General features: G+C 75.9%; 14 protein-coding genes. 3 read left to right on the plus strand and 11 right to left on the minus strand.

Annotated features, from left to right (window positions below; genetic code table 11):
* The 3 genes from ABD353_RS20120 to ABD353_RS20130 all read right to left on the minus strand — a co-directional run.
* Positions 1-1012: acyl-CoA dehydrogenase family protein (locus tag ABD353_RS20120; RefSeq protein WP_344625036.1), on the minus strand; the 1012-nt coding region annotated here is incomplete at its 3' end.
* Positions 1013-1296: 284 nt separating this feature from the next.
* Positions 1297-1791: a hypothetical protein gene (locus ABD353_RS20125; RefSeq protein ID WP_344625037.1), complete on the minus strand. Its 495-nt coding sequence runs from the start codon at positions 1789-1791 to the stop codon at positions 1297-1299.
* A 718-nt stretch (positions 1792-2509) separates the two neighbouring features.
* A complete protein-coding gene (locus ABD353_RS20130) occupies positions 2510-2746 on the minus strand; it encodes a DUF397 domain-containing protein (RefSeq protein WP_344625038.1) in 237 nt (78 codons plus the stop codon).
* A gap of 208 nt (positions 2747-2954) precedes the next feature.
* Here ABD353_RS20130 and ABD353_RS20135 point away from each other — a divergent pair, with 208 nt between their 5' ends.
* Both ABD353_RS20135 and ABD353_RS20140 read left to right on the plus strand, forming a co-directional pair.
* Positions 2955-3503 (plus strand): PTS-dependent dihydroxyacetone kinase phosphotransferase subunit DhaM, encoded by a 549-nt coding sequence (locus ABD353_RS20135; protein WP_344625039.1) that lies wholly within the window; start codon positions 2955-2957, stop codon positions 3501-3503.
* A 92-nt stretch (positions 3504-3595) separates the two neighbouring features.
* Positions 3596-4525, plus strand: a complete 930-nt coding sequence (locus ABD353_RS20140; RefSeq protein WP_344625040.1) for an NAD-dependent epimerase/dehydratase family protein — start codon at positions 3596-3598, stop codon at positions 4523-4525.
* Here the strand turns inward: ABD353_RS20140 and ABD353_RS20145 are convergent.
* From ABD353_RS20145 to ABD353_RS20170, 6 genes are all read right to left on the minus strand, one after another.
* A complete protein-coding gene (locus ABD353_RS20145) occupies positions 4512-5003 on the minus strand; it encodes an NUDIX hydrolase (RefSeq protein ID WP_344625041.1) in 492 nt (163 codons plus the stop codon). The two genes, ABD353_RS20140 and ABD353_RS20145, sit on opposite strands and share 14 nt — an antisense overlap.
* 48 nt (positions 5004-5051) lie before the next feature.
* On the minus strand, positions 5052-5675 hold the full coding sequence (locus ABD353_RS20150) for a NeuD/PglB/VioB family sugar acetyltransferase (RefSeq protein WP_344625042.1): 624 nt from the start codon (positions 5673-5675) through the stop codon (positions 5052-5054).
* A 7-nt stretch (positions 5676-5682) separates the two neighbouring features.
* A complete protein-coding gene (locus ABD353_RS20155) occupies positions 5683-6375 on the minus strand; it encodes a sugar transferase (protein ID WP_344625043.1) in 693 nt (230 codons plus the stop codon).
* 38 nt (positions 6376-6413) lie between these two features.
* Entirely contained in the window at positions 6414-7607 is a 1194-nt protein-coding gene (locus tag ABD353_RS20160; RefSeq protein WP_344625044.1) for a glycosyltransferase, read from the minus strand.
* The gene (locus ABD353_RS20165; protein ID WP_344625045.1) at positions 7600-8433 is read right to left on the minus strand and encodes a polysaccharide deacetylase family protein; all 834 of its coding nucleotides are present in this window, start codon (positions 8431-8433) and stop codon (positions 7600-7602) included. Before ABD353_RS20165 ends, ABD353_RS20160 begins: the two co-directional genes overlap by 8 nt.
* 266 nt (positions 8434-8699) lie before the next feature.
* Entirely contained in the window at positions 8700-8957 is a 258-nt protein-coding gene (locus ABD353_RS20170) for a hypothetical protein (protein ID WP_344625046.1), read from the minus strand.
* Between the two features lie 297 nt (positions 8958-9254).
* Between ABD353_RS20170 and ABD353_RS20175 the strand changes: the two genes are divergently transcribed.
* Complete coding sequence (locus ABD353_RS20175; RefSeq protein WP_344625047.1) at positions 9255-10268, plus strand: polysaccharide deacetylase family protein; 1014 nt, start codon at positions 9255-9257, stop codon at positions 10266-10268.
* 105 nt (positions 10269-10373) lie between these two features.
* Here the strand turns inward: ABD353_RS20175 and ABD353_RS20180 are convergent, their stop codons facing one another.
* Positions 10374-11102, minus strand: a complete 729-nt coding sequence (locus ABD353_RS20180; protein WP_344625048.1) for a tyrosine-protein phosphatase — start codon at positions 11100-11102, stop codon at positions 10374-10376.
* A 56-nt stretch (positions 11103-11158) separates the two neighbouring features.
* The gene (locus ABD353_RS20185) at positions 11159-11938 is read right to left on the minus strand and encodes a glutamate racemase (protein ID WP_344625049.1); all 780 of its coding nucleotides are present in this window, start codon (positions 11936-11938) and stop codon (positions 11159-11161) included.
* Positions 11939-11986 lie beyond the last annotated feature (48 nt).

Below are 11986 nucleotides of genomic sequence, written 5' to 3' on the forward strand. Positions count from 1 at the left end.
GGCCGGCGGTGTCGGCGGCCCGGGGGGCGAGCAGTGGGGCGGCGGCGCGGCGGGCGGCCGCCCCGCCCTTGGCGAAGTCCACGGCGGCGGCGACCGCGTCGAGGGCCTCCTCGGCGCCGATCAGGGCGGCCTCGATCTCGCCGAGTGCGGAGCGGTAGCGCGGCAGGGTGGCGAGCGGTTCGGTGAGGTTGGCCGGGGTGCGCTGGCGCAGGAAGCGGACCAGCCAGTCCTGGGCGGCGCGGGCGGTGCCGAGGTGGACGGCGGACAGCGCGAGGTCGTGCCAGGCCCGGGCGGTGCCGGCGGCGGCCTGCTGCTCCGGGGTGTCGCGGCCGGGGGCGGTGAGCCGGACGGCGAGTTCGGGGGCGACCCGCACCCGGTCGAGGACGATGTCGTGGCCGGCGCTGGCGCGCAGGCCGAGCTGGTCCCAGACCGGGTCGATCTCCAGGCCGGGGCTGTCGCCGCGGACGAGGAACAGGCCCGTCCGGGGCACGGCCTCGTCGGTGCGGGCGGGCACGGCCATCCAGGCGAGCGCCTCGGCGCCGCTGCAGTCGTGCTTCCGGCCCGTCAACTCCCAGGCCTCGCCGTCCCAGTGGGCCACCGTGGCGGGTGCGCCGGGCTCGCCGCGGAGCGTGCCGAGCAGGGCCGGTCCGCGGCGGGACTCGGTGAGCACCCTGCGGTAGGCGGCGGCCGGCCACAGCCCGGCGCGGGCCTGTTCGGCGTGGAGCAGCAGGGTGTGGGCGGCGAGGACGGCGACGGAGGCGTCGCCGCGGCCGAGTCCGGCGAGCGCGCGGACGGTGTCGGCGAGTCCGGCGCCGGCGCCGCCGTGCCGGTGGGCCACGGTGAGGGTGAGCAGTCCGGCCTCGTGGACGGCTTCGACGCCCTGGTAGGGGAAGGTGCCGTCGCGGTCGTGCTCCTCCGCGCGGGCGGCGAGCAGGTCGGCGACGCGGGGCAGGCGGGCGAGGGCGTCGGTGACGGCGGTGCGCTCGTGGGGCGGGGCGGTGGCGGGGGTCATGTCGGGGGCCTCCGGGCTGCGGCGGGACGCGGGCTGCGGGGCGGCACCGTCCGGGCCGTCCGCGGGCGCTGGGCCGGCGGTCCGGTGGGTGCGGGCGCCTGGCGGCGGCCCGGTGCCGCGGGGACGGGGGCCTGGGCCCCGGTCATCTGCCCGGACAGCTCCCGCCCGCGTCGCGCCGGAGGTCGAGGTGCCTGCGGCGGGTGAGCAGCGGAGGGCGGCACGACATGCCGGCGACTGTACGAAGCGTTGATCGCCACCGTCAAGCGCGTCCGTACCGGTCGGTATCAGCCCTGCTGGAACATCTCCGCCGGCAGCGGCTTGAGCAGCTGGTAGAGGTCGTCGGCGATCGGGCGGTCCCAGGAGGCGATGGTGACCAGCACGCCGTCGCTGCGGCCGAACTGGGAGCAGAACACCCGCTCCTCGGAGACCTTGACCTTCTTCACGATCAGCAGGTCGTCGCCGAGCATCACCGGGAAGTCCTCGGCGGAGACGAAGTCCACCGGCTCGTCGTTCTCGAGGGCGGCGAGCAGCTGGCGGACCTCGAAGGGCACGCCGTCCTCGGGCTCGCGGGCGGGCGAGCCGTCCGGCAGGTTGCCGATGAACATGGCCGGCCCCCGGCCGCCGAAGAGGTCGTAGCGCAGGAAGATCCCCTGGCACGAGCCGTCCTGGGCGTTCATCGTCATGGCCCCGAAGTGGCCGGGCCAGTCGCCCGGATCCATCGCGAGCACGTCGAAGTCCGGACCTGCGGGCGAGCCGGAGCGACGGCGGAGGAATGACATGACACCATCGTACGGGTCGGGGGCCGCGCGGCCCGCGCACGGGTGCCCCGGCGCACGCGGGCGCACGGCGGTGACCGGCCGGGCATCGACGCTCAGAGACCAATGTTGACTCTGAGCAACCGTCCGGGCTACGTTCGGTTCAGCACGACAGCCGCTGTGGGTTCGTCCCACCGGGGGGCGGCGTGTTCAGGCGTGCCGTGTCGCGCTTCCCTCGCTCAGCACGTCGTCGTGCGAACAGACCTGATCCACCGTCGCCGTCCCGCTGCCCGCCAGGGTGGCGGGCCGGACGGCGGAGAACGACGAACGACAACTCCACAAGCCAGGTTCGCGGGGCCCCGGCCCGTCGCACTCGCGGACCTGTCCGGGACACCGCCGCGTGGGGGCGTGCGGATGACCCGGACACTTCGGTACCGCGCTGAGTAGCTCTCGGCACGGTGCCTTCCTCCCGGCGACGACCGGCCCTTCACGGGCCCGGGTGGCCGAACGCACTCCGGTGCGTGCGGGGACACCTCGGGAGGAGCTCGTCGCCGGCGCCGGTGACGGGCAGCACAGCGGGCGCCGTGCTCGACCGCGTGGGGGCGGTCGGCACGGCGTCTGCCTGCTCCATACTGTGGGCTGCCGCTTGTCCAGCAGTCAACGAGTTTCGGACCATCAGAATTCATTTGTGACCTCCGTGCCGTCACCGGGGGTTCAGCCGGAGGTCCGCCGGGCGCCGCCGTCAGGTGAGGTCGAACTCGCCGTCCCGGGCGCCGAGCACGAAGGCCCGCCACTCGGCCGGGGTGAAGACCAGGGCGGGCCCGTCCGGGTTGCGTCCGTCCCGCATCGCGATGAAGCCGTCGACGAAGGCGATCTGGACGTCTCCGACGCCCTGGCTGCTGGAGAGCCACTCCGCCCCGCCGAGGTCGAGTCTCGGCTTCGGCATGCGCCCCGCGCCGGTCACCGTGTCGGTCGCCATCCCCTGCTCCTTCCGCTGTCGTCCGGGCTCCAATGTAGCCAGCGGCCGGTCGGCGGCGGGGCGACTTCGGTCCGCGGGCGGGCGATGCGGCGGATCGTCCGCCGGGCGGCGGCCGGCTGTGGTAGACACGGCCGCCATTGGCCCGTCCGGCGGCACGGGGCTGCGAGAGTGGTGCCCGCACGATCGTTCAGCCTCCAGGGAGCAGCCGATGGACCGCCGGGCCGGCACGCGCGCCGATGTGATCCCGATCTCCGACGCCCCGTCAGCCCCGGGCGCCGGGTCGGCGAGCCCGACCCGGCCGGCGCCGGTGCCCCGGCCGACCCGGCCGTCGGGGCACGGCCGGGTGGGGGTGGTGCTGGTCTCGCACAGCCAGGAGCTGGCGCTGGCGGTGCGCCGGCTCGCGCTGACGCTGTCCGGCAGCGACGACCCGGCGCCGGTGTCGGCGACCGGCGGCACCCCGGACGACGGCCTCGGCACCAGCGCCGTCCTGGTGGTGGCCGCCGCCCGGCGGGTCGACCAGGGGCACGGGGTGGCCGTCCTCTCCGACCTGGGCAGCGCGGTCACCACGGTGCTGGCGCTGCTGGCCGACGCGGACGAGCACGGGCTGCCCTTCCCGGTGCGGTTCGCCGACGCACCGTTCGTGGAGGGCGCGGTGGCGGCCGTGGTCACCGCGACGGCCGGGGGCGACCTGGCGGCCGTGCTGGACGCGGCCGAGGAGACGTACCGGCAGCACAAGACCGGTCGGCCCCATTTGTGACGGAACGCCCTCCCGGCGGCTCGGCGCGCCGCTAGCATCGGCCGGGAGCGCGGGGCGGGGAGAGGCTCCGGCCGAACGGGGGGAGTCCCAGCATGCGCGTGGTCGTCACCGGCGGAGCCGGCTTCATCGGCGCCAACCTCGTCCGGGAGCTGCTGGCCCGCCCGGAGGTCGCGGAGGTCCGGGTGGTGGACGACCTGTCCACCGGCGACAAGGCGAACCTGGACGGCCTCGGCGTGACGCTGCACCAGGGCACGGTCCTGGACGCGGCGCTGCTGGACGAGGCCTTCGCGGGCGCCGACGCCGTGGTGCACCTGGCCGCGCTGCCCTCGGTGCCCCGCTCGGTGAAGGACCCGCTGGCCAGCCACCACGCCAACGCCACCGGCACCCTGGAGGTGCTGGAGGCCGCCCGCCGCGCCGGCGGGCTGTACGTGGCGGCGGCGTCCTCCTCCTCGGTGTACGGGGCCAACCGGGAGCTGCCCAAGCGCGAGACCATGCGCACCGCACCGATGAGCCCGTACGCGGTGAGCAAGCTGGCCACCGAGGCGTACCTGGCGGCCTACCACCACTGCTACGGGCTGGGTGTGCTGCCGCTGCGCTTCTTCAACGTCTTCGGCCCGCTGCAGCCCGCCGGGCACGCGTACGCCGCGGTGGTGCCGGCCTTCCTGGACGCGGCGCTGGCCGGCCGTCCGCTGACGGTGCACGGGGACGGCGGGCAGAGCCGGGACTTCACCTACGTCGGGACGGTCGCCCAGGTGCTCACCGAGGCGGTGCTGCGCCGGGTCGTCCACCCGGACCCGGTGAACCTGGCGTTCGGCACCCGGACGACGCTGATGGAGCTGGTCGGCGAGCTGGGCTCGGTGCTCGGCCGGCCGCTGGAGACCGAGCACACCGAGCCGCGGGCCGGGGACGTCCGGGACTCGCAGGCCGACAACGGGCGGCTGCGCGAGCTGTTCCCGGACGTCCGGGCGGTGCCGCTGCGGGAGGGCCTGGAGCGCACCGCGGAGTGGTTCAGCTCCCGCTGACCTGCGGCTCGAAGGAGAAGACGGTGTGCTCGGCGCCGGCCAGGGCGAGCGCCAGCCGGTGCCGGGCGTAGTCGTCGAGCGGCGGCAGCGCGTCCGGGGCGAACCAGCCGACCTCCAGCGACTCGTCGTCGTTCACCCGCGCCTCGCCGGCCAGCAGCCGGCAGCGGAAGGTGAGGTCGAGGTACTGGGCCCGGTCGCCGTTGGGGTACTCCAGCAGCGGGGAGACGGTCACCGAGGTGAGCCGCTCGGGCTCGACGCTCACCCCGGTCTCCTCCAGCACCTCCCGGGCGAGGCCCTCGGCGGGCTGCTCGCCCGGGTCGAGGATGCCGCCGATCAGTGCCCACCGGCCGTTGTCGCTGCGGCGGTTGAGCAGGACGCGGCCCTGCCCGTCGACGATCACGGCGGCGACGCCGGAGAGCCAGAGCGGGCGGGTGCCGACGAGGGCACGGAGATCGGCGAGGAAGCTCGGAATGGCCATGGCCCGACCCTAACCCGCCGGGCCCGGCCGGGCCTTCGCCTGCCGGAGTCAGCCCCCGGCGGGGCGCGGCAGCGGCCGGGCCGGGGAGCCGACCACGACGGTGCCGGGCGGGACGTCCCGGGTGACCACGGCGGCCGCGCCGACGAAGGCGTCCTCGCCGACCGTCCGGCCCTGCAGCACCACGGCGTTGGAGCCGACGGTGGCGCCGTCGGCGAGCCGGACGGACCCGGAGACGTTGCCGCCGGGGTAGACGGTGACCCGCTCCCCCAGCACCGCGTCGTGGCCGACGGTGGCGTTGTAGTGCACCTGACTGTGCGCGCCGAGCCGGACGCCGCTGGAGACGTACGCGCCGCCCATCACCAGGCAGCCGGGGGCGAGTTCGGTCTCCAGGGCGATCAGCGCCCGCGGGTGGACGAGCACGGTGGGCTCGCCGCCGGCCGCGTCCAGCAGGGCGGCGAGGCGCAGCCGGACGTGCGGGTCGGCGATGCCGACCAGGTAGTGGCTGCCGGGCGGCAGGTCCTCGGGGGCGAGCACCTTGAGTCCGCGGACCTCGGTGCCGCGGGCCCGGTCGTCGAGGAAGCCGGCCACCGGGACGCCGGCCGCGAGTGCGGTGTCGAGTGCCTCGCGGCCGACGCCCCCGGCGCCGGCGATCCACAGCTGGGCTTCGGTCATGGCTCCATCATCGGCCTGCGGCGGCGGGTGAGACGGCGGACGGGGCGGCCTCCTCGGCCTCCCGCGGGGCGATCAGCGGGACGACCACCCGCACCGGCGGCTCGGCCGGGACGGGGAAGCCGGGGTTGACGCCGCCCGCCGCGGTGATGCCGGCGGGCCGGAGCAGCACCTTGACCGTCAGCAGCAGGATGCGCAGGTCGAGCAGGAGCGAGCGGTGCTCGACGTACCAGAGGTCGAGTTCGATCCGCTCCGGCCAGGTGATCGAGTTGCGGCCCCGGACCTGGGCCCAGCCGGTGAGGCCGGGGCGGACGGCGAGTCGGCCGCGCTGGCGGTCGGTGTAGTGGACGACCTGTTCCGGCAGGGTCGGCCGGGGGCCGATGACGCCCATCTCCCCACGGGCGACGTTCCACAACTGGGGCAGTTCGTCGAGGCTGGTGGTGCGCAGGAAGGTGCCGAGCCGGGTGATCCGTGGAGCGTCCGGCTCGTCGGCGTAACGTTTCTCCCGCATGGTGCGGAACTTCAGGATGTCGAACTCCTTGCCGTGCCGTCCGGTGCGGGTCTGCCGGAACAGCACCGGGCCCCCCATGGTGCAGCGGATCAGCACGACGATCAGCAGGCCGAGCGGGACCGCGACGATCCCCGCAGCCGCGGCGATCAGCAGATCGCCGCCGCGCCTGATACCTCCCCCAACGGGCTGCATGCTCTCCCCCCAACGGGTGTGGTGGTGTGGACGGGCCCTCAGCCGACCGTCCAGGGCAGACCCCTGACCCTGGCCACGGCCGCGTAGGTCTCCAGCGAGACCCGGGCCACCGCACGCTGGTCGAACTCGGCGAGCGCCCGCGCGCGGGCCGCCGCTCCGAGCCGCGCGCGCAGGTCCGGCCCGGTGAGGAGCCGGTCCAGCGCGGTGGTGAGCGCCCGGGCGTCCCCGGGCGGTGCGAGCAGCAGGTGCTCGCCGTCGGTGCCGATCTCCCGGCAGCCGCGGATGTCGCTCAGCACCATCGGCAGGCCGCCGGCCGCGGCCTCCATGGCGGAGCGCGAGAAGCCCTCGCGGTGGGACGGCAGGACGAAGACGTCCAGTGCCGCGTACAGCTCCGGCATGTCGGAGCGGGCGCCGAGGAAGTCGATGCCGCTCTCGGCGCCGTCCAGCGCGTCCGGCTTGTCCGGGTCGGGCGGGCCGATCCAGACGAAGCGGGCCTTGCCGGCGAGTGCCCGAGCCGCCTCCGCGAACTCCCGGATGCCCTTCTCGGCGACCTGCCGGCCGACCCCGCCGACCAGCGGCTCGTCGTCGGCGACGCCGAGTGCGGCGCGCAGCCGGGCGCGGTCGGCCGAGCGGTCCGCGGTGAAGCGGGTGAGGTCGACGCCGTTGCCCACCACCCGTGAGCGGTACCGGGGCACCGCGCGGGCGAGGGTCCGCCGGTCCTCGGCGTTCTGGTACAGCTCGGCGTGCGAGAAGCGGCCCGCGACGGCCTCCGCGCCGAGCACGAAGGCGCGCTTCGCCAGCGGGTCGTGCGCCTGCGCCCACAGCCCGTGGCAGGTGTTCACCACCACCGGCACCCGGGCCAGCCTGCCGAGCACCCGGCCGAGCACGCCGGTCTTCGGGTTGTGGGTGTGCAGCACGTCCGGCTCGATCCGGCGCAGCACCGCCAGCAGCTCCCGCCCGGCGGCGGCGTCCGCCCGCGGGTGCCAGGCGCGGGTCAGTGCGTGCAGCGGCTCGTGCCGCACGCCGATCGCCTCCAGCTGGGGAACGTACGGGCCGGGTGCGCTGATGCCGTACGTCTCGAAGCCGGCCTCCAGGTCGACCTTGAGCTCGGTGGCGAGCAGCAGCTGCAGGCTCATGTCGACGGTGGTCAGGTGGGCGACCCGCAGCGGGCGGCCGTCGGGGCCGCGCAGCCGGGGTGCGGGACGCGGGGCGCCGGCGGCGGACTCAGGCACGGGCGCCCACCGCCTTGGCGGCGGCCACGATCCGGGCGTAGGCGCGCTCGGGGACCAGCCGGCCGTAGAGCTTGGCGCGGAAGAAGTCGATCGGGTCGGTGCGGCGGACGGGCACCCGGCAGAACCGGGCCGGGTCGGAGCCGGGCAGGTTGCGGCCGACCTCGCCGGTGGCGGCCGTCCGGAACCGGGCGCGCAGCGCGACCGCCATGTGCGGCACGGGCACGCCCCAGGTGTAGGCGAAGTGCCGCGGCCGGGTGCCGAGCCGCTCCTCGACGTCGTCGTTGCAGCCGTCCAGTTCGGCCGTGGTGAGCAGCACCGGCCGGGCGTGGCTGCGGGTGTGGTTGGCGACGGTGCACAGGCCGGAGTCGGCCATCTCGCGCAGCTGCGCCCAGCTGAGGCCGGGTGCGGCCGGGCCCTTCGCGGTGGAGCCCTCCCAGCGCATCTCCCCGCCGACGTGGCCGCTGGCCAGGTAGACGGTGAAGGGCAGGCCGCGTTCCTTGAGCAGCGGCCAGGCCCGCTCGTACACGTCGGCGAAGCCGTCGTCGAAGGTGAGCACGGTGCTGGGGGTGCGGCGGCCGGCGGCCAGCCGGTCGGTGGCCTCGTCGATGGAGACCACCCGGCCGGGCGGCAGGTCGGCGAGCAGGTCCAGCTGGGCGGTGAAGTCGGCGGTGGCGACGTCCAGCTCGTCGGCGGTGCCGCCGCCGATCCGGTGGTAGATGAGGTAGGTGGCGCCCTCGCCCGGCACGGAGCCGGCGGCGCGGGCCAGGCCGCGCTTCAGCGTGGTGCGGAATCCTCCGGCGGCCGCGGGCGCGGCGGTCGTCCCCATCGTTCTCCCCTCCGCGGCGCCCTCCCCGGCGCCGTCCGACCGGCCCCTGCCCGGCGGTGGTCGAGGCCCGGGCGGGAACCACAGTAGGGGGAAGTGTGGGGCTGCTGCCCGAGAATTGTGAAAGAAGCGCGCAGGTGGGCCGAAAACCGGCCTGTCCGGTCATTCCGGTGGCGTTCTCGGCCGGAAATCGGCGGGATACCGCGGAAAGCACCGCGGGCGCCGGACATCGGCGTCCGGAATTCGGTCGGGCTGCTCCGACCGGGGCGTCAGCCGACCCTGGCCGGCCCGCGCAGCACGGCCACCGCGACCCGCGCCAGGAGCACCACGCCCGCGGCGAGGCAGCCGGCGACGGACATCACCCAGGCCGGGCCGCCGGTGTCCGGCACCAGCACCGCCACCAGGATGCCCACCGCGATGCAGGCCCCACCGACCGCCGTGAGCAGCAGCTTGTGGCGCTCGATCGCGCATCCGCTCCACATCCGCGCCCAGCGGGTCACCGCATCGTGACGATCCGTGTGCACCATGTCCTCCACGCTACTCGGGCGCCCCGCGACGGGCCTACCGCCAGTGTCCACGAGAGGCCCGGAAAGGCGCCCGCGCACGCCGGACGAAATTTCGCCGAGCGCCGTACAACCATCCGTCGGGCCCGATGGTCTCCATTACATTGAGCGATCCAGGAGCCGTCCGCGGCCGGGCAGGGAGTCCCCGGCAACGGACCGGATCACACCGGGGGCGGAGCCGCCGCACCCGGGGTCGGAGGCCGGGCTCCGCCTGCCGACGGTACCGCCACGCCGCGCTGCGGCGACCGAGGGGGGAACCGCGTGCCGTACTCCGAGTCCACGACCGTCAGCGATTCCACGACCGTCACCACCCCGCCGACCACCACCGCCCTGCGCGAGGCGGTGCACGCCCGCGGCAAGGCACCGCTGCGCGACCGCGGCAGCTGGCTGCGGCTCACCCCCGCCCAGGCGCTCTTCCGGGCCCGGGCCGCCCAGCGGCTCGCCGTCCTCGCCTACCACGGGGTCACCGACCCCCGGTCCTTCGGCGCCCAGCTCGACCGGATGCGGCGCCTCGCCAACCCCGTCTCGCTCGCCGACGTCGAGCGGGCCGTCACCGAGGGCCGGCCGCTGCCGCCCCGGTCCGTACTGATCACCTTCGACGACGCCGACCGCTCCGTGTTCACCCACGCCCTGCCGATGCTCGCCGCCCGCGGCATCCCGGCCGCCGCCTTCGTGATCGCCGAGCTGATCGGCACCGACCGGCCCTTCTGGTGGCACGAGGCCGCCTACCTCGCCCGGCACGGCGGCCGGGCCCGCCTGCTGCCCGGCGGCCCGCCCGGGCGGCTCCTCGCCCGCCTGCGCGAGCTGCCCGACCCGGACCGCCGCCGCTGCCTGCAGGAGCTGCGGGTCAGCGCCGACCGGCGGCCGCCCCGGCAGGAGCAGCTCCGGCCCGAGGACCTGCGGGCCCTGCGGGACGCCGACGTCGCGATCGGCAACCACACCCTCGGACACCCCTCGCTCGGCCGCTGCGACGACTCCACCGTGCACACCGAGATCACCGGCGCCCACCTGGCGCTCAGCCAGTGGCTCGGCGAGGCGCCCACGGCCTTCGCCTACCCCGACGGCGGGTACGACCCGCGCGCCGACGCGGTCCTGCGGCGGCTGGGCTACCGGCTCGGCTTCCTCTCCGACCACCGGCTCGGGCCCCGGCTGCCCGCCCACCCGCTGCGGATCAGCCGGCTGCAGGTGGACTCCACGACCGGGACGCGCCGCTTCGACACCATCCTGTCGGGGCTGGAGCCGGCGGTGCAGCGGCTGCGCGGCGCGGCTGTGTGAGGAGCGGCCGGGGGCGCGGGGGGATGCGCACTTCGGGGCGGGCCGCATGTGCCGGGTGCGCCGACCTTGAATCGCCAGTGCCCCGCGCCCCCGGTTCCACACCCGTCAATCCGTGAGCAGGCGGGTGCGGAGGGCGGTGACGAGGGCGGGGTCGGCGTTCAGGCGGGTGGCGGCGTAGTCGGGGACGGAGCCGTAGCGGTCGGCGAGGCCGGCCAGGAAGCGGCGCATGATCTCGGCGGGGGCGCGGCCGTAGCCGGGCCAGACGAGGGTGAGGTCCGGGTGGCGGGTGTGCCACTCGGCGACCAGCCGGGCCGTGGCGTCCTCGGTCCGGGCGAAGTCGGCGAGGACGTCCTCCTCCGGCACCCCCAGCAGGGTCAGCACCAGGGCCGCGACGATGCCCGTCCGGTCCTTGCCCGAGTAGCAGTGGAAGACCAGCGGCGCGTCGGCCTCCGCGATCACCCGGAGCACCTGCGCCAGCTCGTCCGCACCGTCCTCGGCGACCTCGGCGTAGCGCTCGGCCAGGTAGACGGCCGGGTCGACCTCGGGGCCGAGTGCGGCCTGGTCGTACGGGCGGTGCTCGATCGACAGGTTGTGGAAGGCCAGCCCGGGGAGTTCCGGGACGCGGGCGGTCTGGGCGATCTCCCACGGGTAGCGCAGGTCGATCACCGTACGGACGCCCAGGGCCTCCAGGCGGGCCAGGTCCGGGCCGTCCAGCTTGCCGAGCGAGTCGGAGCGGAAGAGCAGGCCCGGCCGGAGGGTGCGGCCGTCGGCCGTCCGGTGGCCGCCGAGGTCGCGGAAGTTGCACAGCCGGTCGAACACGATCGTGTCGGTCATGCCGTCACCCTACGAACCGGCCCGTCACGGCGGGCCGGAACGGCCGGATCCGGTGGTCAGCGGGCGGGCACGCCGCCGGAGATCAGCCGGCCCTCGGGGTAGCGGGCCGCGGCCTCGGCGAGCGCGGACGGGCGGCCGCTGTGCAGCACCGTCAGGGTGCCCGAGCCCGGGGCGGGCTCCCGGCCGTCGAGGCGGCGCAGCGCCTGGGCGGCCACCGCGTCCGCGGAACCGTGGAACCGCATACCGGGGGCGGCGATGCCGGCGAGGGCCGCGGTGATCTCGTCCCTGACCAGTTCGTAGTGGGTGCAGCCGAGGACGACCTCGGTGGTGCCGGCGGGGGTGCGGCCCGCGGCGTCCGCGACGGCGGCCGGCACGGCGGCCCGGTCGCCGCGCTCCACGGCGTCCGCCAGCCCCGGGCAGGCCACCTCGGTGACCTCGGCGCCGCCGCCGAACTCGGCGATCAGCCCACGCTGGTAGGCACTGCCGGTGGTGGCCGGGGTGGCCCAGATCGCGACCCGGCCGCCCGCCGCCGCGGCCGGCTTGATCGCCGGGACGGTGCCGATCACCGGGAGCCCCGGCTCCAGCTCGGCCCGCAGCCGGGCGAGCGCGTGCACCGAGGCGGTGTTGCAGGCGACGATCAGCGCGTGCGGTTCGAAGGCCGCGGCGGCCAGGGCACAGGCCAGGGCGTGCTCGGCGATGTCCTCCGGGGTGCGCGGGCCCCACGGCATGCCGTCGGGATCGGAGGACAGCACCAGGTCCACGTCGGGGCGCAGCGCGCGCAGGGCGGCGGCGGCCGCGAGCAGTCCGATTCCGGAGTCCACCAGTGCGATCTTCACAGGGCACGACTCTACCGAACGGCTCCGCACCGGTACCGCTGCGGACGG

The organism is Kitasatospora arboriphila, from assembly GCF_039528095.1.
GTDB lineage: Bacteria > Actinomycetota > Actinomycetes > Streptomycetales > Streptomycetaceae > Kitasatospora > Kitasatospora arboriphila.

Excerpts from the sequence above, each read along its gene's own strand:
- ABD353_RS20125 (WP_344625037.1), bottom strand. The coding sequence starts at position 1,791 with ATGTCATTCCTCCGCCGTCGCTCCGGCTCGCCCGCAGGTCCGGACTTC.
- ABD353_RS20170 (WP_344625046.1), bottom strand. The coding sequence starts at position 8,957 with ATGGTGCACACGGATCGTCACGATGCGGTGACCCGCTGGGCGCGGATG.
- ABD353_RS20150 (WP_344625042.1), bottom strand. The coding sequence starts at position 5,675 with ATGACCGAAGCCCAGCTGTGGATCGCCGGCGCCGGGGGCGTCGGCCGC.
- ABD353_RS20180 (WP_344625048.1), bottom strand. The coding sequence starts at position 11,102 with ATGACCGACACGATCGTGTTCGACCGGCTGTGCAACTTCCGCGACCTC.
- ABD353_RS20135 (WP_344625039.1), top strand. The coding sequence starts at position 2,955 with ATGGACCGCCGGGCCGGCACGCGCGCCGATGTGATCCCGATCTCCGAC.
- ABD353_RS20130 (WP_344625038.1), bottom strand. The coding sequence starts at position 2,746 with ATGGCGACCGACACGGTGACCGGCGCGGGGCGCATGCCGAAGCCGAGA.
- ABD353_RS20140 (WP_344625040.1), top strand. The coding sequence starts at position 3,596 with ATGCGCGTGGTCGTCACCGGCGGAGCCGGCTTCATCGGCGCCAACCTC.
- ABD353_RS20155 (WP_344625043.1), bottom strand. The coding sequence starts at position 6,375 with ATGCAGCCCGTTGGGGGAGGTATCAGGCGCGGCGGCGATCTGCTGATC.
- ABD353_RS20145 (WP_344625041.1), bottom strand. The coding sequence starts at position 5,003 with ATGGCCATTCCGAGCTTCCTCGCCGATCTCCGTGCCCTCGTCGGCACC.
- ABD353_RS20165 (WP_344625045.1), bottom strand. The coding sequence starts at position 8,433 with ATGGGGACGACCGCCGCGCCCGCGGCCGCCGGAGGATTCCGCACCACG.